The organism is Marinobacter psychrophilus (assembly GCF_001043175.1).
In the GTDB taxonomy this organism is placed as follows: Bacteria; Pseudomonadota; Gammaproteobacteria; order Pseudomonadales; family Oleiphilaceae; genus Marinobacter; species Marinobacter psychrophilus.
Genome location: NZ_CP011494.1, coordinates 3,873,188 through 3,894,631 on the forward strand (window position 1 = coordinate 3,873,188; position 21,444 = coordinate 3,894,631).

The following is a 21,444-nucleotide window of genomic DNA, read 5'->3' on the forward strand; positions in this document are numbered from 1 at the left end:
TCCGTTTTGGCGTCAATCATGACGTCGGGACGACGAACGTTTGGGCCGCTATTTCCAGAGCCTCCTGGCAGAGCAACGGACGTGCAATGAGATAGCCCTGAGCCTGGTCGCAGCCGTGCTCGCGCAGCATTGTTAGCTGCTCCTTGGTTTCCACGCCTTCGGCAATGACCTTAAGCCCCAGACTGTGAGCCATAACGATGATGGTTTTGACAATCACGTTGCTGTCGGGGTCTGTCGTCACTTCGTCAATGAAAGATTTGTCAATCTTGAGCATGTCGATGGGGAAGCGCTTCAGGTAACTCAAACTGGAGTAGCCGGTGCCAAAGTCGTCCAGTGAAACGCTCACACCCAGGTCATTCAACTGCTCCATCGTGGCAATGGCCAGTTCAACATCGTAGATCAGAGCGCTCTCCGTGATCTCCAGCTCCAGGTTCGCCGGCGGCATACCGGTTTCATCCAGGATTCGACGGATCATAGCCACCAGGTCTTTCTGGTGGAATTGTCGGGCGGACAGATTCACCGCCACTTTCAACCCGTGCTGGGTGGCGACCTGGCTGCAAGCCTCGCGCAGCACCCATTCGCCAATGGGTATAATCAATCCGGTCTTTTCGGCTAAAGGAATGAAGCGATTCGGAGCAATCATGCCCTGCGTAGGATGATGCCAGCGCAAGAGAGCCTCTAACCCCAAAACCCGTCCGGAGACAATATCAATCTGGGGCTGATAGTAAAGCTGGAACTGCTTCTGCCCCAGCGCCTGTCTCAATGATGTTTCCAGCTCCAACCCGTCATCAGATGCCTGGTCGCCTCCCGATACAAAATGCCGGTAATTATTACCCCCCTGTTCCTTAATCGTAGACATCGCACTTCTTGCACTATTAATAAGTGCATCTACATCACTGCTCTTATGAAAATACTCCGCAATGCCGATACTGCACGAGACAAACAATTCCCGGCTGCCACCCAGCACAATGAGCGAATGTAACGCCTCACTAATAGCGTTGGCGACCCCAGCGGCGTCGCCGGCACTTTGGCCTGGCAGCAGAACAATGAATTCGTCGCCACCCCAGCGGGATACTGTATCGGCCTTGCCTACACATTCACCAATTCTCTCAGCCACCCGTCGGAGCACCTCGTCGCCGCCGGCATGGCCAAAGCTGTCATTGACCTGCTTAAAACGGTCGAGGTCCATATACAAAATACTGACATTGCCCTGATAACTGTCGGCCTGAAGCATAGCCTGCTGGAGCCGGTCAGTAAGCAGCAGGCGGTTTGGTAGATCAGTGACCTTGTCGAAATGCGTCAGATACGCAAGCTCCTGGCTCTTATCCAGGTTAGCCATCGCGAATGAGATATCGCCAGCCACTTCCAATAAAAGCTTGAGTTCCGGCTCGTCAAAAAAAAACGACTCGCGCCCGCAGAGCAACAAGGCCACTTCCGGTTTATGGTTATTTGAAGCCAGCGGGAACGCCGCCAAAGCACGTATACCAAGCTTGGCCAGATCCGCAGGGTCGTCGTCGCCAGGGTCCCCGGCCAAGTTATTACGCACCACAACGCAATTTTGCTGCACGCATTCGCGAATTGAGTCCACTTCAGGGCCAATCAAAAGCCGAGTTTCAACCTGCTCTTCGGCGGCATGCCCGTGTAGAATTTTGCACTGCTGCAGATTACTGTCGTAATGCACTATTAACGCGGCAGGCAGCTCGCCGTCCTCCACTGCGATACGTGTCGACCCCTCGAAGAGCGAATCGCGAGTCTCGGTGCGAACAATGAGGGTGTTAATACCGCTTAACACTTTGTGCATGCGGTTAAGGCGCAGGATTTTCTGTTCGGCCGCCACACGGTCGGTAATGTCCACAACAGCTGCCATAACATAGCGACCATCGGCCGTCTGGACAGGGTTCAGCGCGATTTCGGCCTGGAATTCGGTGCCGTCCTGGCGCAGAGCGAACAGCTCACGCCCCACCCCCAATATTCGCTGCGTGGGGTTGCGCATGTACTCGCGGCGATAACCTTCATGGCTCTGACGGAGCGGCTCGGATAGCAATTGCTGGACAGACAACCCCACCAACCCATGATCCGGGTAACGAAAAACTGAATGTACCAACCGGTTGGCAATCCGAATAATGCCACCCTGATCGATCATGACTGTTGCCACGGGAGAAGCATCGATGGTGGAGCGGAAGCGTTCTTCCTCACAGTTGAGCGCGTCGGCACCAAGCCAACTGACAAAGCCCAGCACCAGGATGCTGGACAGACTGCTCAGTGCGAAGCCGAATGCATCGGAATAGTGGCCAGCCAACACGCCCTGCATGCTCAACCAACTCGCAAGAATTGGAGTCACTGCAATAAACGGAAGCAGGCGCCGCAGCGAACGGCCACCAATGTAACGACTGGTGGCAGAGCTCATCAGGCCTTCCCCGGGCCGCACGAGCAGCATGCCCAAACCGCAAAGAACCAATAACACAGCCGTATGCAGTGCCATGGTCGAGAAAAGAGGCAACCTGAACTCCCTAACGCCAAACACATAGCCAATCATAGCTGCAGCGCTGATAATGGCCACCGCCAGAGCGAAAAGCTGAAATATCAGTGTGGAGTGACGCATCGGAATCATACTGATCAGCCACGCGGTACCAATCAAACTGAAACACAATGCCGTGGCCCCGGACATTCGCCCGGGCCATCTCTCCGGAGCCGTTGCAGTGTCCAAAATGGCAAGATTATCGATGCCTAGCGGCCAACCTGACCCATATTCGAATAGCGTAAGGCCTGATATCACGAGTATGAACAATGCCAAAAACGCAGCGATAGGATCGCTGGCCGAAGCAGACGCGGGTGCTCTGCGCCACAGAACGAGGCCGCAGGCGATTAAGCAAAGTGCGGTGTTGAACTTCATTGACTGGAAGCCGGGGAGTATGTGTTTTCCCGCCTCGATATCCAACACCCAAGACACCACAACCAAAATGCCAACGGCGATAACAGCCCAAGCGATGAAATTGACAACTACGCTGCGAGCTCTCTGGGAGCCCAACGCTGCAGCTTTGTGTGTGTCGTTTACCCCTGACATAGCATTCTCCGTTTACCCACCTCTACCTACCTGAGGTGAGCCTGCCGTGTCTGCGTCGGTTTTTCGGCCTATAGGTAACATTTCTACAACCTACGCCTAATAATCAGGAGATGAAAGATAAGTTGAAGAAAAGCCTGTTTTCTAATCTGCTACACAATAGAAAACACTTCAGTTCTATCTCTATCTAGGCTTTTGGCTTGATATAAAGCGATATCAGCTTTATCTACGACTTCTTCAAAAAACATTTTTCCATCGAAGAAACTGACACCAATACTCACGGTTAAAGCTTCGTTATCAACTAATATTTTATTTACTAATTCATGTAATCTTTTTGAAAAATTATTTTTTTCTCTAAGCTGGCGTCAGGTAATAAAATTAAAAGTTCCTCCCCGCCAAATAGGGAAATTTAATCACTTTTTCTGCCACATTCTGTTAACAATCGACCAAAATCTCTTAATACCTTGTCCCCTTCTGAATGGCCATGTCTATCATTGATCCTCTTGAAAAAATCTATGTCAATCATCAGAATCGATAGCGCTTTTTTCGTTCTGGCGAACTGCGATAATATGGGAATGGATCGGGATTTAATCTCTCTCCTGTTTAAAAGACCTATTAATTCCTTAATAGATGCTGCCTCCTTTAACTCTAGAGTTTGTAGCTCTAACTTCTTGCGAGCCTGAATGATCTCTTCGTACAGACTATCTCTATTGCTTGCATCAAAAAAAGCTCAGTAGATATTTTTATTTACACCAATTTTTGCGTTAACAGTAACGGGAATATGTGTTCCACTTCTATCTAAAATGCTTTCGACGTTACAGCCAAAAAGAAGACTTCTATCCCAAAAAAACTCCTTAAAAAATAATCATTCACATCAAAAATGACACGTTCAGCGTTCGTGACTAGTGCGCCGCAAGGTAAATTGCTCAACGTGAATCCATTGTCAATATTAACCAAGTTCCTCTTCATTAACGTATTTTATTAACAGAGGTGCGATTTTTTCGGGGTGCGTCATATGCAAATAGCGCCCTTTCGCTTGAATAATTTCTATTGCTGAATTTTGTATTTTATTATGCATGTAATCACCAACTGACTTAGCGGCTAAGACGTCATTATCACTTTGGAATATCAATGTTGGATGCCTAACCTGGTTTAAAATTTCTCTGTAGTCAGAAAAAAATGTCGCCCTAGCAAAGCTCTTGGCAATAACAGGGTCAGTAGAGCAAAAACTGCTCGAAAGTTCACTGGTCAATGCTTCTGAATTATTAACGCCAATCACTAAAGGTGCTAGATACTCGACCCAGCCAATATAATTTTTGTCCATTAAACCTAACAATTCATGCAGGTCTGCCTCATCAAAACCACCAAAATATTCAGGAGGAAAATTCAAAAAACAAGGTGTTGGGCATACCATAAGCCAACAAATCGATAATATCTTCGGCGCACCCATCTAATGTTCTATATTTATGTTGCTAAAACTGTAATGCATCGTATTTCCCCGAACCTACATAATAAAAAAAAATTTATAATCGCCTTCATATACGGCAATAAAAATCGCTACATATTTTGATCACACCCAAATCCATTTGCTAACAACAACGTTATGTTGCCTTTACCTAAACCGTAACATTATCTCTTGTTGACACGTCATTATCAGAACCCTTAACTCCCACACCAAATCACACCGTACACGTCAGAAAAAAATGACTTTTTATCAGCATCAAAGTAAATTTTATATAATACCAACAAAATAAATAATGTTTAATAAATACAGCTTAAGGTGAATATCAATCAATTATAATTGTCAGCAAAACCCTTTGCATTTCATCTAATTGCAATACATATCCCCCCTGAAAAGCAGTGATTCTTCCGCGGACACAGCTCTATGACTGTCTGCAAATATTACTTGGGCTTGACGTCCAACCGACATTTCTCACACTGCTATGACCACTCGACAGGATAGAAAACAAGATAGCTGCAGCCCGGCTGCCAGCTTCTGAAACAGAACATGCGCCATACGACAATTGATAATCGGGAACTTGAAATGAAGCAGGAGGGTGTCTTGTGCTCGACGGGTTGACCCCCACCGCAACGATATGGCAATGAACCTCACCTATAGCGGCTTCGAAGTGCTGGCCAAAATTGTTCAGAACATTTCTGACACGCACTGCGAGGGCAAGCTCGCGCTCGTTCTGAAGGGGGGGAGGGGTGGGGAACACCCTTTCTTCACTGGCCAAAGGCGTTCACGCGGTGCTTTAGGTGCTGACGGGTGGCGACGTGCCCGAACTCTGGGAAGCGGGCGTCAAGGAAGCAGAAGAAGCCGCAGAATTCCACCGGTCGGCTTTCAGCGGCGAAAAATAGATTTTTAGCCTAAACCACTTAAAATTTCGCTGTAGCTCTTCCATCGTCAAATGACTGTTGTCATTGGCTGGCGTCGTTCCGGGAGTCATCGGTATACTTATTATTTGATGTATTAACTCATTTTTTTACAGCGACGGTTATCATGTCCCTATTTCCAAAAGACGACGGCGAAAGCAGTCTCTTTACCTCCCGTACCGATCCGCATAGCCCCTTTGGGACCTTCGCCCGCTACAGTTTCGAGCTGGAAGGCAAATTATGGCCGTCAGTGGAGCATTATTTTCAGGGTATGAAGTTTACAGATGACGTCCACAAGGAACAGGTGCGAAACGCCAAATCACCGACTGAGGCTCGCAAACTGGGCCGCCAACGCCGAAAGAGTTTCCGCAGTGACTGGAAGCGAGTGCGTGAAACCGTTATGACCCGGGGCGTCTACACCCGTTGCCGCACTCACCTTGAGCTGACAGAAGCGCTTCTCAACACCGGCGACCAAAAGATTCTGGAAAACAGTAACTTCGATTATTTCTGGGGCTGCGGGCGGGATCGCCGGGGCGATAACAAGTACGGCATCGTGTTGATGAACGTTCGGGCCAAGCTGCAGGAAGAGCGGGCGAGCAGTCGTTAACCCTCTTTTTCGATCATTCCAACAATCTCATGAGACGTCTGCATCATGGGCTCAAAATGCGCATGCTCCCCTGCGGTCAGAACCGACACATGTCTAACCTGATAAACCGCATAGCCGGTCAGTAAAAAGAGGATGCCCGCCATATAAAGCGGCATACCCTGAGTACCAACCAGATTCATGATAATGCCCGCAAACAAAGGCGCCAGGGCAGAACCGGCGCCATTCAACACCAGCATATCGGTTGATCCCGAGACCACCTCATCCGGGTGCAATTGGTCAAGCAACTGCGCCACACCCAGCGGACAAAGAGAAAACGACAAGCCGCCCCAGACAAAAAACGTAATCATCAACATCTTCTGGCTTTGCGCCAGCGGCATTATCAAACACATCACCGCAGCCAGAGCTGAAACACAGATAAGAACCTTGCGGCGATCATGGGTGTCGGAAAAGCGGCCGCGCTCTTCCTTGGCGACTCGGGTATTGAGCCAGCTTTCAGTAACTGTCATCAGAGTGACAAAAGCGATGCCGTAGCAAAATCTCAACAGTAGCCAGACCCAGGGATTCATCCAAATGACACGCAGGAGCGCGATGGTGGCGCAGAGTGCCGCGCAGAAGGCAAAAGTGCGGATATGCCCCATACGCCGGATCAAGCGACCGCTGACGAATATGCCGCAAGCAAAGCCGACGAAGAAGCCGGACATAATAAAACCAATCCAGATTGTTGAAAACTTCTGACCGTCGGCGGTCACAGCCAGCAACGTGTTGAGCAGACCACTGCCGAGCTATAATAGTGCGACACTGCCCAGAATCGCACCAATGGGGCGCATCAGAGACCAAATAGGAACCTCCTACCTTAGACTTGCGTTTGGGGCGTGTTGCCCGCGACCCGCAAGCACTTGGGGATTATTCTTGCCTTTACGCTCCGCCGCGGTGATCACGTGTGAGCTGCGAATATTGCAAGAGCTAGGCCATGCACCTAAATATCTGTATCCCTCTGATAAAACTGGGTATTTTCGAAATCTATGAACAGAATACCGGTGTTGCCGCCGACTTCCGGTATGAAAACTGCATTAATAGTTTATAGGGTCCCCTAGTTCAGCAAAGCTTTGCCCACGCTAGTGTTCCATCTCTACGCCATGTTTTGCTGAACTCCTGGACATAAGGAAAGACGTATACAGGAGTATAAAATGCTACTCGCCACCGACCTTGACGGTACTTTTCTCGCGGGTGATCCGGAAAATCGCCTCAAGCTTTATCGACTCATCGTTGCTCACCCCGAGATCGATTTAGTGTTTGTAACCGGTCGAGGGCTGGAAGCCGTACTACCCCTGCTGTCCGATCCGACGATTCCGCAGCCCGACTACATTATCTGCGATGTCGGCTGTACCGTGGTTCATGGCGCGTCACAACAAGCTATCCAGCCACTGCAGGGCGAAATCGACGAGCTTTGGCCAGGTGAGCAAGTTGTGGAGCGCGCGCTGTCCTCATTTGAAGGCTTGCAGCGTCAGGAAGTCCCTCAAGAGCGCCGTGTCTCTTACTTCTGTGACAACGATCTGGTCAGCGAAGACATGCTGGCACGCGTCAGCGCATTATCTTGTGATGTATTGTTTTCCGCGGGCAAGTACCTGGACATACTTCCGCAGGGCGTCAACAAGGGACGCACACTGTCCCGTCTGATTGAACACCTAGGGGTAGACCCGGAATCGGTTTTGGTTGCTGGTGACACCCTCAATGACCTGTCGATGTATCAACACGAATTCAAGGGTGTCTGTGTCGGTGAGTCCGAGGCCGGGCTGCTGGCAGCAACCGAGCATCAGGCGCGAGTACTTCATGCCGGAGCATCGGGCTGCGGTGGCATTCTGGAGGCATTCGAACATTTTGGTTATCTGGGCCAGATGGGCATTGAAGCCGAAATTCCGGATTACATGAACAGGGGCAAATCTGACCTGGTAATTGTTTACCATCGCCTACCCTATGAAGAAGTGATTGAGAATGGGGAGTTGATTCGACGTCGGCCCAAATCGCCCAATGGCATCATCCCCACACTGCTGAGTTTCTTCTCCGATGGCAAAGCAGGTTCGTGGGTCGCCTGGTCAGTTGACGATCCCGATCTCGGCCCCTTCCAGACCCACACCGAAGTGGATACCAGCCGCTACGAAAAACTGGTCGCGGCACGAGTAGCACTGAGCGAAGAAGACGTTGAAATCTTTTACAAACGATTCTCGAAAGAAGCCTTCTGGCCGACCCTGCACACCTTCTGGGAGCGGGCCACGTTCCGCGATGACCACTGGCAGGTGTACCTCAAGGTCAACAGGTTGTTTGCCGGGCGCGCCGCCGAAGAAGCGGCGGAAAACGCCGTGGTCTGGATTCACGATTACAATCTTTGGATGGTACCGGCCTATTTACGCGAGATGCGGCCAGACCTCACCATCGCCTTCTTCCATCACACCTACTTCCCGTCAGCCGACGTGTTCAACGTTCTGCCCTGGCGCCGTGAAATCATCGGCAGCCTGTTGCAGTGTGACCACATTGGTTTTCATATTCCCCGGCAAGCCGAAAATTTTGTGGATGTGGCAAGAGGAGTCACACCGCTTGAGGTCACCCAAAAAATGGGCTGTGCACCGCGCTTTCTGACCTATGGCTGCGCGGTCGGTCTTGATGAAATGAGCACCGAAATCACAGTGAATGACCGCAAGATCGGGCTGGGTGCGCACCCGGTCGGACTTGACCTGAATCGCGTTCGTACCGCCCTGTCTGACCAGAGTGTCATCGCGCAAATGGAAACACTGCGTGAAGAGTTCAAGGATGTCCGGCTAATTCTGTCGGTGGAGCGTCTCGACTTCACCAAAGGCATTATTGAAAAGCTACAGGCTTATGAGCGCATTCTGAACGAGCATCCTGAACTGAAAACCAAAGTCACCCTCATGCTGATCTGCGTGCCGGCGGCGGCCGGAATGACTATTTACGAGGAATTGCTGTCGCAGATCGAACAAACGGTGGGGCGCATTAACGGGCAGTTTGCACAGGTCGGGTGGACCCCGGTACAGTTCTTTTTCCGCGCCCTGCCCTTTGAAGAGCTGGTGGCCTATTACACCATAGCCGATGTGATGTGGATTACGCCGCTGCGGGATGGCCTGAACCTGGTCGCAAAAGAATACATCGCAACCCAGGGCTTAACCCAAGGCAGTGGCGTACTGGTGCTGTCTGAATTTGCCGGCGCTGCGGCAGAACTGCGCGGCGCCATTCTGGCGAACCCGCACCACCCGCAGGACCTGGCCGATACCTGCTACTACGCGTTGGCAATCAGCCGAAGTGAAGCCCGGAATCGACTGAGCGAAGCCTTCGAAGTGGTTTGCCGTTATGACATCGAGTATTGGGGGCGGGAGTTTATCAATGAGGTTGAACGGCGACGCACAACAAAATTAAACAAGATTTCGGCCATAGGTCATCGCGCAGCCTGATCTGACCTTCACCCAATCCAGGAGCCAGACACATGCTGTTAAAAAATGCCGTGCAGCTGATTTGCTACCCAAACCGAATTGGCAATAACCTGAAAGACCTCTATACGGTGGTCGACAAACACCTGTCAGAGGCCATTGGTGGGCTGCATATCTTGCCGTTTTTTCCGTCCAATGCCGATGGCGGGTTTTCGCCCTTGACTCACAAGGAAGTGGATCCGGACTTTGGTACCTGGGACGACATTGAAGCCTTCACGAAAAAGTACGACCTGTGTGTCGACCTGACGGTGAACCATATCTCTGACGAGTCTCCCGAGTTTAAGGATTTTATCGCCCATGGCTTCGATTCGAAGTATGCCGACCTGTTCGTTCATGTCGACAAGTTCGGCGAGATTTCTCCGGATGACATGGCCAAGATTCATATCCGCAAAGAGAAAGAACCCTTCCGGGAAGTGACGCTTGCGGATGGCACAAAAACCCGGGTCTGGTGCACCTTCACCGAGCAGCAGATTGACCTTAATTACGAGTCCGACCAGGCTTACCGCCTGATGGAAAGTTATATCGGCTTTCTCACCTCGAAAGGTGTAAACCTGCTGAGGCTCGATGCCTTTGGTTACACCACCAAACGTATCGGAACCAGCTGCTTTTTGGTGGAGCCCGAAGTTTATCGGATACTCGACTGGATTAACGAAGTGGCCCTGAAACACGGCGCGGAATGCCTGCCGGAAGTCCACGATCACACCAGTTATCAATACGCGATCGGCCGACGCAACATGCACCCCTACGGCTTTGCTCTGCCGCCCCTTTTGCTCTACTCGCTGCTGGACGCAAACAGCGTATACCTGAAAAACTGGCTGCGAATGTGCCCACGCAACATGGTGACCGTATTAGATACCCACGACGGAATCTGTATTCCGGATGTCGAAGGGGTGTTGCCGGATGAAAAAATTCGAGCGCTTATTGATAACATTGATGCCCGCAGTGCAGACCCGATCATGCGGCGCTCAGCGGCCAATATCCACAGCGTTGGTGCAATCTACCAGCTCACCTGCACCTTCTATGACGCGCTCATGCAGAACGATGACGCCTACATTGCCGCTCGGGCGATTCAGTTTTTCACACCCGGCATTCCGCAGGTCTACTACGTGGGGTTGTTGGCTGGATGCAACAACCACGAACTGATGAAACAAAGCGGCGAACTGCGGGATATCAATCGCCATTACTACACCCTGGACGACGTGGAACAACACATTCAGAAGCCCGTCGTGCAACGCTTACTGGCCCTGATGACGTTTCGTAGTAACTACCCTGCTTTTGATGGCCATTTTGAACTCAACTACTCCAACAATTCCAGCGTGGCCATGGCCTGGCGCCATGGAGACTATTACTGCCATCTGTTTGTCGACCTAAACTTTAATACCGTAAAAATCGGGTATTACGACCTCGACACCGCACAAATGGAAAAACTTGCGTGTTAACGGAGTCTGCGCTGATTTTCTGATAGGCCCCCGACGTGTTGCTGGCAGACTTCGCACAGCGATGACGCCAGATATGACATGTCGGCAATTTAATTATATTCTACCAAAACGACATTAACGGATGAATAGTTAAGTGCAACCGCATTGGCCCCTCCTCTTTCTTCTGACCGTGGTAAACCTGACACCGTGCGCGCTGGCTGAATCAGCGACCGATGACGGATCAGTGCCGGTCATTGACGCTCGAACCGTGTTCCAGGGCGCAATGGTCAATCAGATGGCGTTTCTCGCCGAGCAAGACGAGGCGCTCTCCGTTGGCGCGGTTCAGTCCCTGATCCGCAGGAATCCCGCTGTCTTGACGTATCCTGAGTCCAGCGTGTTAACCAGAGGCATCAATTCCGGTGCGATCTGGCTGGTGGCAAATGTTCTCAATCCGACCGATGACCCCATTTTGCGCCGCGTGTCCGTCAGAACAGGCTGGTTGGAACAGGTCGACTTCTTTTTCATCGCAGAAGGCCAGCTGCCACAGCGCTTTATTGGTGGCGATCGTATTCCGCTAAATCAGCGCTCCTTCGCCAAACGCATACCCAGTGCCGACTATCCGTTTCCGCCCGGCGAGACACGTCTGTTACTGCGGATTGAGACAGCGGACCCAATGGTGGTGCCACTGTATTTTTCCAGTGTTGCGGCCAGCCACCGTCGAGAGCAGTCAGAAACGGCGTTCTACAGCTTCATTTACGGCGTCATGTTTGCACTTTTGGCCTGCAGCCTGATGCTGTTCGCCGGCCTTCGGCAGCGGCGTTATCTGTTCTACTCGCTCTACACCGGCAGCTTTGTCGCTATGACCGCGTCCTACAACGGCATCGGCATGGCCCTACTCTGGCCCGAGGCGGTGGGCTGGCAACAATGGGCGCCCCCCCTGCTGATGTTGTGTTTCGCCAGCTCCGGCTTGGCGTTTGCGACGAATTTTCTGAGCACCAAACGCCGCCAACCGCGGCTCCACAAAACTTTCCAGACAATTGGCGTGGCTTATTTTGCGCTCTTTGTTGTCTTTTTCGCTTTGGGCGAACAAGGCCTGGCGCTGCGCCTGGCATTCCTGGTTGCGCCTTTGTTCAGTGTACTGATGCTCTACATGAGCGTGTCGAGCTGGGTGGCGGGTAATCAATTCGCACGCTATTTCATGCTGGGCACATTAGCCTCCGTTGTTGGTGCTTCGATTACGGCCTCAACGGTAACCGGCATGATTCCTTATACCCAGCTTGGCTACTACGCCGTGGACATCGGCATGGTAGTGGATGCCATACTTTTGATGTTAGCGCTGGCCGATCTGGTTCGTAAAAACGAAGAAGCCAGGACAGCAGCCGAGCAAAATGCCCAGACTGACCTGCTGACAGGCCTGAGCAATCGGCGCGGTTTTCTGCCTGTCGCCGAATCACTCTGGAGCCTGGTCACACGCAAAAACAGAAACGTCTGTGTGGCTATGATCGATATTGACCGTTTCAAAAGCATCAATGACCAGTATGGCCATGCCGTCGGCGACAAGGTCTTGAAGGTCATTGCTGACGAGCTTTATAGATCGCGGCGCCGCGGCGACCTCTTGGCCCGCTGGGGAGGTGAGGAATTCACTCTTTTGTTGCCGGAAACGAGCGAGGCGGAAGCCCTCAAAGTGGCCGAACGTTTCCGCCACAATGTTGAGCAGTTGGTGACCAATGACCGTGGCAAGGTGATTCAATGCACCATCAGCATTGGTGTCGCCAGCCGTCATTCCGAACATGTCACCTTGGACCAAGCTATTGCCAAGGCCGATGAGGAGCTCTACCGGGCCAAGCTGCAAGGGCGCAATCAGGTCTCCTTTAGCCGCATGTCAGGCAAGTCCGTGGAAAACCCGCTGCCCGCCGACTGACGGTCCTTCCGGCTCCCTTGAGCCACGCGACGAGTCACTTGTTGGGCAGAACGGCCCCAATGGATTCAAAACGGGTTTATTTACTGCCCCAAATTTTTGCTACCGCGCGGTTGCTCCCTAGTAACCCAACCACTTCACATACAAGCCCAATCACAAAAAATACGAGAAAAGGAATAAGCCCACCCAGTTGTGATGAGATGACTGCTAATACCGCTGAAACTGTTGATAGGGCTAAAAACAACACGCCCATAGCAATGAGTATCTTTCGGTGTGATGCCTCATAACGATACTCGCCGTCACCAGATTCAAATATGCGGAGTATGGGTTGGAATATTCTTTTCACTATTTTTTCCATAAAGCGATGCTCATAAAGTTTTCCGTCAGAATTACTTGCCGCAATGACGCGCAGGTAACGATGTCCGCATGCCACTGAGTGGTGTTTTGTCCAGTACTTACAGCAGGGCAGGCGTTGATTTCCATGCTCAATCCAAGCTATTTTTTGAGTCACTAACGTGCCGTGGCAAAGCCAATCCGCCATATTCAGAATCAAAAAGACTGGCGCATCACGTCTTCTATTGTCGCAGTAGACAACACCACAGGATTGGCCTTCATGGAGGAAGAGCCGGCCGCTGCCTGTGAGGCTGGAATAATGTGTTCCTCCGTCACTCCGATCGACGCCAGCCCGGGTAATCCACTCTGAACAATCCATTGCCGAAAACGCTGCAATGCTTGGCCTCTGGAGGTCTCAAATACGTCAGCAATCCAGTCAATCACCCGGTCGACACGAGCGATCTGGTCAGCTTCAATCACGTTATCGCGGTTAGCAGCGATGCCAGCTGGTAACAATGCCCCGCATATCGCGCCATGCGGCGCACCGCATAATCCGCCTAACGGGCCAGCAATACCGTGAACAACACCCAGTCCAGAGTTCGCGAGCGCAAGACCACCGAAGAGGCTAACCTGAGCCAGCGAGTCACGTGCTTCTTCGGATTCCCTGTCCATAAGTTGCTTTAGCGCCCGCAGCCCCTTGGGAATAGCCTCCCTACACAACATGTCCGTAAACAGATTTGAACGCGACGATAAATAGGGCTCGATTACCTGAGTAACCGCGTCTAGCCCCGAGTATAAGCTGACCTGCCGAGGGCAGTTGTCGGTTAGCGCAGGATCTATCAAAGCAAGATCCGGGAGTAACTGGTTATCCCTGAGACTCACCTTGCGCTGGGCTTCCGGAATATTAATAACAGCGTTTCGAGTGACTTCTGCACCGGTGCCAGAGGTGGTCGGAACCAGAATCAACGGTAGGCGTTTGGCTGACAGTGGCAACTCGCTTCCGACGACCTCCAGATGGCTCATCAACTCTGTCTGACTGGGCAGCATAGCGGCAAGTACTTTAGCGGCATCCATGACAGAGCCACCGCCGATTCCGAGCACCAGATCTATACCCAGCAATTTTCCTTGATCAATGGCCGCCATCAGCGTTTGCAGGTCTGGCTCTTTTTCGATGGACAGCGCTTGCACGATATCGATGCTCTGCAATGACTCGAAGACACCAGAGAGCCTACCTGGATTTCTACCATGCACCACCAGCACTCGCGAACCCAGTTTTGCCGCCCGGTCGTTTAGTTGGGCTATGTGCCCCCGCCCGAACAGTATCTCTGTCGGGGTTACCAGGTTAAAGGCGCCTATCATAGAAGGTATCGTCCTGAATAAAAGAGAGATTCCACTCGCGTTAGAACCTGGAGGAATACATAACAGAAAGACTAAAAATCGCGCCCTGTAAAGTGAGGGGCGCTCGACGCTCTAAAGATTTCCTGATACTGCCATTCTGAGGCTTAACGCTGAAGCGAAGGAAGCACTGCGCCCACTTGGTAAGCTCTTATCCTTCACCAACCAAACCTTGCAGATAACCCACTTAATTGACGGGCTACGCAGTGCGAGGCGCAAACATGATGATGGCCATGCCCAAAAGTGCCACCGCAGACCCCACTATGTCCCATGTTGTTGGTCGAATTCCATTGACTGTCCACAGCCACAAAATCGCCATAAAAATATAAACACCACCATAGGCTGCATACACCCTGCCCGCTGCAGCCGGGTGTAGCGACAACAACCAGACGAACGCCATCAAACTCAGAGCGCCAGGGACCAGAAGCCAGATTGTTTTGCCTTCCCGAAGCCAAAGATACGGCAAATAGCAGCCGAGAATTTCCGCTAATGCAGTGATGATAAAAAGGCCAAAAGTCTTCAATTCAGGCAAATCACTTACTCCTTGGCCGCGGCACACCTTACGCATCGGGCAATCTGGTTTTTTAATGAAAACAACATGAATAATATGACCTTCATACTGCTCAATTCTTTTATGCGCTGAACAACACGGCTACCCCACTCCGAAACAGATTCAGATTTTAGTTCTTTAGAACCGTCTAGTTCCGCGTGGCCAAAAGATGACGCGTTTGCTCGCCAGGTATGCGTGCAAAACAAAATTGGCCGGTCATTTACACCAATGGTAACCGGCGCCGGCGCGTAGCGAAAGGAACCAAAAGCAGGAGAGCCATTTCAGTGCTGCCAGTCATGTTCACTGGAAAAACCCCTAAAAAACGCCGTACACTTGGCGTTAAATACTTAGCGCGATGGCTTTTATCGCCCCAAATACGATGGACTCTTCATGCCCAACAACGATTCCTACTCCGCGCTGCTACTCGATAACCAACTGTGTTTTGCCCTCTACTCAACGTCTTTGATGATGACCAAAGCTTATAAGCCACTGCTCAAATCCCTGAATCTGACCTATCCGCAGTATCTGGCCATGCTGGTTTTATGGGAGGAAGACGGCATAACCGTGAGCCATATCAGCAAGCGATTGCTGACAGACCCCGGCTCACTCACGCCCCTACTAAAGCGGCTCGAGGCGGACGGTATGCTGAACCGGCAACGCCGGAAAGACGATGAACGCGTGGTTGAATTGCACCTCACAGAACAGGGCCGGGCTCTTCAGAACCAAGCCAAGGATATACCGGGCTGCATTGTCAATGTCAGTGGCCAGTCAGTAACCGACCTAATGGAACTGAAACAGCAACTGATCAAGCTCCGCAGCAATCTGAAAACACCCACCTGAGCTCCTTCACCTAGCGCGTGCTTATTACACTTCCGCCATTTGTCTTGCGCGCAATCTATTTGTACGCTAACTTAGTTATCGAGAAGCGCTATCAATTTGCGCAGTTATTAATCACGCAAACGAGGAGTCACCAACACGACTCGTCGAAAGGAGCAAACACTATGTCTGTTGAACAAATTTTGTATCGCGCATCGGCCGAAGCCACGGGTGGCCGTGACGGTCGTGCCATCTCATCAGACGGTATTCTAGATGTTGAGCTGGCCACTCCAAAAGAACTTGGCGGCGCCGGCGGCAAAGGAACAAACCCTGAGCAGCTTTTCGCTGCTGGATACTCTGCCTGCTTCATTGGTGCCATGAAGTTCGTCGCAGGCCGCGACAAGCTGGCAATGCCGGAAGAAGCGTCCATCGAAGGCGAAGTCGGCATTGGCCAAATTCCGGGCGGTTTTGGTATCGAAGTTGAGCTGAAGATTTCATTGCCGGGCATGGACGACGCCCAGGCGGAAAAGCTGATCAACGAAGCACACAAAGTGTGCCCCTACTCAAATGCAACCCGTGGCAACATCGACGTGACCCTAACCCGCGTCGAGTAATACCGTTTTTGGGTGATTAAGGGGGGGGCTATTGGCGTCAGGATAAATCCAGTTCGTCAATTAAGCCCCCGAGCCGTCGGCGCCCTTCTCCACCCAAGGCTTTAAGCGGCAGCGGCAAACATGGGTGTTCGACGAGTCCCTGCAGTTCTGCCGCAGCCGCAACAACGCGCAAACTACCTCCGTACTCGCTGAACAACTGCCACAGCGGCTTCAATCGCTCCGACAAGCGTATCGCTTCCTTCGTATTCCCAGCCTGTGCTGCGCGAGTAATCGCAAGTGCGGTGACGGGAAACACCCCCCCGATCACCGAATACCAGGCATCACAGCCGGCGTTCAAACCGTTCGCAGCATAGCCATCGCCGCTGACGCCCACAGTGACGTGTAAAGGAATCTGTGCTCGAAGTCGTTCCACTCTTGATCTTGCCGCGACAGGATCCTCAGGCACTCCCGGAATCTTGATGGATGCCACGTTCGGAAGTTGGGCTATCTTGCCATGAAGCTCGTCACTGAACACAAACTGCGTGGTGCCGGGATTATCGTAAACACACAGCGGCACCAACAGTGCATGCGTTACCGCTTCATAAAGCCCGAAAACTTCTTCTGGGCGCAGTTTCTGATATGACATTGGCGCCATCAATACCCCGGAGACACCCGCAGCCTCTGCATCTTCGGCCAAGGCAAGCACATCGCACGTGCGCAGTGCTCCAATACCCACCACCACCGGGATAATGCCTGCGTGTTCCACCGCAAGTCTTACCACCCGCGCACGCTCCGCCATGGTCAGATAAGCATAGTTCCCGGTCGAACCGAGTACGCCGATTGAGTCGACGTTGGCGGTGACAAGCCGCCCAATCAATCGAACAAATGCCGCTTCGTCCAAACCGCTTTCATTCATCGGGGTCAAAGGAAATGCGCTCAGGCCGGAAAACATACTGGATACTCCGATGTTATTGAAAAGACGAGTGGCTTACCGTTTTAAACTAAAACCCCGAAACGAAGGTTGGTTAATGTATAACGCCAATACACAGCGCCCAGTTTAGAGGCGCTCCGCGCTGGAAAACCAGTTCAGTGAAGTCCCGTCAGGGCCGGAACGTACTGGAATGGCTTGTTATGCTTCTTTTAGGAGAGTAGCCATTCTGTTAGCAAGTGAGACATATTCTTTTGCGGCGTCGGATTCTATGACTTTATTGGTAAGGTAAAAGGCCTCGTTTCGCATCTCGCACAATGACTGTAACAAGCTAAAGGCGCCTTTGCCTAACGCATTGTCCTCCCCAAGCCTCAGTTCCATCATGTGGATATCGGGATGCTTCAGTTCATCTCTTGGAATTTCGTATCTGGCTCCCAGCTCCTCGAGCGACGCCTCTACGTCAATCCAGGATTCTAGAATGGCTCCTCTAGGCGAATATCCAGCTAACTCCAGTCGATGGGCTAACCCCTTTGATGCTAAATCAACCGAATCCGGAAGGGATGATTTTGCCTTTTTGCTCGCCTCTTGGAGGCGATGGCCGAATTCAGTTTGGATTTCTTTATGCTTGGTACTCTGAATCCGGCCAATGACGTCAACCCATTCCTGGCGTAGAAATACCACCGCAGCAACAAACGCTACTGGCCACGCGATTGCCTCAATGACGGATAATATGAAGATTAACCAATCCATAGTGACCTTTTCGGTATAACGTCTGCAGCCGCTACCCTTACCTGAATGAGTGGCCGTTACCAAGAGTAATGGCGAGCCAGCTAGTCTTTTTTGTCTATCGTTATCTCAATAGATTTGCTATCACCGGCAAACCACTTCTGAACATACAGAGTGCCCACGACAGGAGCAGTTCCTGCACCAGGGACCTCCTTATAGCGGACGCTGTTTTTTGTTTCCTTCTCGAATTCAAACATGACTACTTTCTTCGACATGACATTTTCCCCATAACTAACGTCGTAAACTTGAACTGCTTACGCCCTCTGGAATCTGATACCAACTTGGTTTTTACATACTCAAATGTGTGCCGTTGGTTCAGATACGTCAGCGTCAACCAGATTAACCGGTTTCAGCTTTCATTTAACGGTAGAGACGTCTTCAGGATTAACATGATAAATTGTATTGTCACAATAAGGACAGGATTTGGCGTTAAACGCTATTATCGCGGTGACAATGAATGGCCCCCGTTGCAATTTTCGGCACTCGGTGCATTGGAAAGCCAGAGCCATCGTAGGTGCTTCATGCAGGAACGCTCTTTGTCTACACTTGTTATGCGGCAAATTTACGGGACTAACGGCTGTATTATTTTGGCAAGCGCGAGACCGAGTGTGCGATGTTGATCTTCATCTAGGTGAACACCGTCGACACGACTTGTCGGAGTCACCGAACCAGCATCAAAGTAATGGCATCCACACTCTTCCGCCACCACTTGAATTGCGCCAGCCAGACCGACCGCTTTGTCTTCGGCACTTTCAAATTTGGGCGCAATAGTGCCTTTAGCTTTCTGCAATTCGGGAGGCGCCACAAGCACAATTGCCGGTACTGGCATTCCAGGTTCAACAGGAGCACGCCGTATCGCCCCGACCAGAGTTTTTAAACCTTGTGCGGACTGCCATGCGGTCAAGTTATGCATAGACTGAAAATCATTGGTTCCCAATAGCATGATGACCAATGACAGCGGCGAGTTGATTTCGACGCGCTGTTCTAGCCCCTCAAGTCCGTTTCGCCCCGGCTTGAAAGGGTCATCCCACACGGTACGGCGACCATTAAGACAGTCTTCAATAATCCGAACGGACTTACCCGAATTGAGCAGTGCAGTCTCTAAAACTCCCGGCCACCTTTGGTCAAATCGAAATCGACCACGAGTGTCAGGAATGATGCCCCAACTCAACGAATCTGCGTAGACCAAGATGTGGTGCATTGCCTGAACCTCCCTTACCGTAGAACGCCTCAATCCAGTATCTCTTGCTAACTGGCTCGTGTTCTTGGCGCGCGCGATGACGCCTAATGCGAGGACTATAAAGAACGGATCATATCCAGTCTATACAGTCCCTGCTGCTTAATTCTGAAGCCATTTTGGAAGACGTTCTGGTGCATGACCGCTGACAGCTGTTTCAACGCAATCCTCAAGGCTGCCGATTCGGGAGTGTCTTCCCGACAAACCATGAGCGTAGTGAGCATATTTACCGGAGTTAGTGAATAAGCCTTCAGCGTCCGGTGGAAAAACAGGTTCTGTGATTGAGCACCAACAAAGATCGGGAATGAGCCGAACGCCTGCTCGTTCCAGACGGTCCACGATGCCCTCAGAACTTGCTGCCTGCAGTATTTCTCTTCCAATCGTTATAATCAATTGAGTCGATGGATTGCAGTGACGTTCTCCGAAGAGATCGGCAATGCGGCGAGCTTCATCTATGGACGCATGCGGGCTTCCGATAGCAACAAGATCGATTTTAAGACCTCCCCGATTGAGTTCGTTCCAGGCGCTGATGAATTCCGGAATTCCGATAGACCGATGTTCGGCATCTGCTGAAGGTAAAAAATGCGCCTCAGGTGTATGGCCGGCAATGTGCAACATAGGGACGCCTGAAGTGGTACCGAAAGCTGCGCATAGCGATTTCAAATCATCCGTCGATGGTTTCAGGTTTTCTAAGCCTGTTAAAAGCGGTATGTGATCGGGCGAAAACTTTCCAGCCAACCACCCCAAGAGTGGCCAAAAGAGTTCGTCATGATCTCCTGACGTAAGAGGCGGCGTAACATTCAGAACCCTGCGAGCAACGCGGCCCTCTTGCGTATAAACGCCTGATGCCGGAGCGCGCCCTGTCATTGCGATAAACAGATCGAGATAATCAGGATGCTTGGGGGTGCGGGCACCGAGCACCGTATTGGCGAAGATAACCGCGTTTGACTCTGACCAGCCGATCACTTCGCCGAATTCTGGTGCGTCGTCCAGGAGGTAAGGGGCGCAGGTGAAAGTTGGGCGGGCACCCATCCTGACGTAGGCGTCAGCCAGTCTGCTCGCGCGGTTGCCAAAGTCATTAGGAACATGCTGAGAGCGCCAGTTTTCCCTATCAACCGAAATGGCATTAATAGTTGTAGGTATTGAAACTTTAGCACCGAGATCGGCCAGCTTTTCTGCAAAGATCAGATTTGCCGAATGAGACAGGATACAACCGTCTATGTGCCCTCTTGTGACATTGGTGAGCTGACGGGTTCCTCCAACCGCAGCCATCAGGCAGATAATTTCCATCGCCATTCGCGCGGCCGGACCGGCCTCATTGTTCAAACGTGCTTTGTCTGCTTCACAGAGGTCTATGTCGCCAAGTCTGGTTGTTGCGAGTTCGAGATTGAGGTTATCAGCCTTAATCCTGTGTCCCGAGATCGATGCTGTTTTCGAGCGAGCCAGAGCCTCGTAGTCGACGGGCAATAACGAAATCGTTGGCAGGGGCCGGCCAAAAATACGATCGGATACCAGAGCACCCAGGGTTAAAACCTCCTCATGCTCCCGAAACACCAGAGCTGCCGGCGCAAGAGAATTCAGGGATAGTTCAAGAAGAACTCCGCTGCCACTGCAAGATCCGCGAGAAGTCGGCATCATCAGAATTTTTCCAGAGACCGATTCACCATAATTCGGATGATGCACATCGATGATGTTCCCGGAACCGGGATCGACGCCTCCCCAGAAGCTAAGACCTTCATCACAGACAAGGACTTCACCCGATGCCTCTCCTTCAATAAGGATAGAGCTCTGGTCTCTGGTGCTAGCCGATAATGTGTCCAAAGTGCCTCCGATGGTTTGATAAGCTGAGCTACAAGATATTCGAGGATGGCTCACGCTGCTATAGGCCCTGCACCTTTTGCCTACATGAGCCGCGCGGCCTAATATCCT

General features: G+C 51.4%; 18 protein-coding genes. 6 read left to right on the plus strand and 12 right to left on the minus strand.

The genetic code is table 11. The annotated features are described in order from the left end of the window. Positions 1 to 16: 16 nt before the first annotated feature. From ABA45_RS17590 to ABA45_RS17595, 3 genes are all read right to left on the minus strand, one after another. Positions 17 to 3,064: a bifunctional diguanylate cyclase/phosphodiesterase gene (locus tag ABA45_RS17590; RefSeq protein ID WP_048388329.1), complete on the minus strand. Its 3,048-nt coding sequence runs from the start codon at positions 3,062 to 3,064 to the stop codon at positions 17 to 19. A gap of 406 nt (positions 3,065 to 3,470) precedes the next feature. Then, entirely contained in the window at positions 3,471 to 3,761 is a 291-nt protein-coding gene (locus ABA45_RS19840) for a GGDEF domain-containing protein (RefSeq protein ID WP_084708383.1), read from the minus strand. A 249-nt stretch (positions 3,762 to 4,010) separates the two neighbouring features. After that, a complete protein-coding gene (locus ABA45_RS17595; protein WP_053076211.1) occupies positions 4,011 to 4,511 on the minus strand; it encodes an alpha/beta fold hydrolase in 501 nt (166 codons plus the stop codon). Between the two features lie 1,053 nt (positions 4,512 to 5,564). Between ABA45_RS17595 and ABA45_RS17600 the strand changes: the two genes are divergently transcribed. Then, positions 5,565 to 6,044: an NADAR family protein gene (locus tag ABA45_RS17600; RefSeq protein ID WP_048388331.1), complete on the plus strand. Its 480-nt coding sequence runs from the start codon at positions 5,565 to 5,567 to the stop codon at positions 6,042 to 6,044. On the opposite strand, the gene ABA45_RS17605 is transcribed toward ABA45_RS17600, so the two are convergent. Then, a complete protein-coding gene (locus ABA45_RS17605; RefSeq protein WP_406564668.1) occupies positions 6,041 to 6,814 on the minus strand; it encodes an MFS transporter in 774 nt (257 codons plus the stop codon). The two genes, ABA45_RS17600 and ABA45_RS17605, sit on opposite strands and share 4 nt — an antisense overlap. Before the next feature lie 417 nt (positions 6,815 to 7,231). Here ABA45_RS17605 and ggpS point away from each other — a divergent pair, with 417 nt between their 5' ends. From ggpS to ABA45_RS17620, 3 genes are all read left to right on the plus strand, one after another. After that, complete coding sequence (ggpS, locus tag ABA45_RS17610; protein ID WP_048388332.1) at positions 7,232 to 9,505, plus strand: glucosylglycerol-phosphate synthase; 2,274 nt, start codon at positions 7,232 to 7,234, stop codon at positions 9,503 to 9,505. Between the two features lie 32 nt (positions 9,506 to 9,537). Beyond that, positions 9,538 to 10,980 (plus strand): sucrose phosphorylase, encoded by a 1,443-nt coding sequence (gene gtfA / locus ABA45_RS17615; protein WP_048388334.1) that lies wholly within the window; start codon positions 9,538 to 9,540, stop codon positions 10,978 to 10,980. A 133-nt stretch (positions 10,981 to 11,113) separates the two neighbouring features. Next, positions 11,114 to 12,880 (plus strand): sensor domain-containing diguanylate cyclase, encoded by a 1,767-nt coding sequence (locus ABA45_RS17620; RefSeq protein WP_048388336.1) that lies wholly within the window; start codon positions 11,114 to 11,116, stop codon positions 12,878 to 12,880. A gap of 76 nt (positions 12,881 to 12,956) precedes the next feature. On the opposite strand, the gene ABA45_RS19525 is transcribed toward ABA45_RS17620, so the two are convergent. The 3 genes from ABA45_RS19525 to ABA45_RS17635 form a co-directional block, all read right to left on the minus strand. Further along, a complete protein-coding gene (locus ABA45_RS19525) occupies positions 12,957 to 13,388 on the minus strand; it encodes a hypothetical protein (protein ID WP_227506075.1) in 432 nt (143 codons plus the stop codon). Positions 13,389 to 13,426: 38 nt separating this feature from the next. After that, positions 13,427 to 14,569, minus strand: a complete 1,143-nt coding sequence (locus ABA45_RS17630; RefSeq protein WP_048388340.1) for an iron-containing alcohol dehydrogenase — start codon at positions 14,567 to 14,569, stop codon at positions 13,427 to 13,429. Positions 14,570 to 14,804: 235 nt separating this feature from the next. Further along, entirely contained in the window at positions 14,805 to 15,137 is a 333-nt protein-coding gene (locus ABA45_RS17635) for a YnfA family protein (RefSeq protein WP_048389240.1), read from the minus strand. A gap of 408 nt (positions 15,138 to 15,545) precedes the next feature. Here ABA45_RS17635 and ABA45_RS17640 point away from each other — a divergent pair, with 408 nt between their 5' ends. Continuing rightward, positions 15,546 to 15,995, plus strand: coding sequence for a MarR family winged helix-turn-helix transcriptional regulator (locus ABA45_RS17640; RefSeq protein WP_048388342.1), 450 nt, complete (start codon positions 15,546 to 15,548; stop codon positions 15,993 to 15,995). Positions 15,996 to 16,156: 161 nt separating this feature from the next. Continuing rightward, the gene (locus ABA45_RS17645) at positions 16,157 to 16,585 is read left to right on the plus strand and encodes an organic hydroperoxide resistance protein (RefSeq protein ID WP_048388344.1); all 429 of its coding nucleotides are present in this window, start codon (positions 16,157 to 16,159) and stop codon (positions 16,583 to 16,585) included. Positions 16,586 to 16,622: 37 nt separating this feature from the next. Here the strand turns inward: ABA45_RS17645 and ABA45_RS17650 are convergent, their stop codons facing one another. The 5 genes from ABA45_RS17650 to lhpI form a co-directional block, all read right to left on the minus strand. Next, positions 16,623 to 17,516 (minus strand): dihydrodipicolinate synthase family protein, encoded by an 894-nt coding sequence (locus tag ABA45_RS17650; protein ID WP_048388347.1) that lies wholly within the window; start codon positions 17,514 to 17,516, stop codon positions 16,623 to 16,625. Between the two features lie 177 nt (positions 17,517 to 17,693). Further along, a complete protein-coding gene (locus ABA45_RS17655) occupies positions 17,694 to 18,242 on the minus strand; it encodes a hypothetical protein (protein WP_048388348.1) in 549 nt (182 codons plus the stop codon). Positions 18,243 to 18,322: 80 nt separating this feature from the next. Continuing rightward, a complete protein-coding gene (locus ABA45_RS19140; protein WP_179888422.1) occupies positions 18,323 to 18,493 on the minus strand; it encodes a hypothetical protein in 171 nt (56 codons plus the stop codon). Positions 18,494 to 18,840: 347 nt separating this feature from the next. Next, on the minus strand, positions 18,841 to 19,479 hold the full coding sequence (locus ABA45_RS17660) for an SGNH/GDSL hydrolase family protein (RefSeq protein ID WP_048388349.1): 639 nt from the start codon (positions 19,477 to 19,479) through the stop codon (positions 18,841 to 18,843). A 138-nt stretch (positions 19,480 to 19,617) separates the two neighbouring features. Next, positions 19,618 to 21,336 carry a cis-3-hydroxy-L-proline dehydratase gene (lhpI, locus tag ABA45_RS17665; RefSeq protein WP_048388350.1) on the minus strand — a complete coding sequence of 573 codons (1,719 nt, stop codon included), beginning with the start codon at positions 21,334 to 21,336 and terminating at the stop codon, positions 19,618 to 19,620. Positions 21,337 to 21,444: the final 108 nt, after the last annotated feature.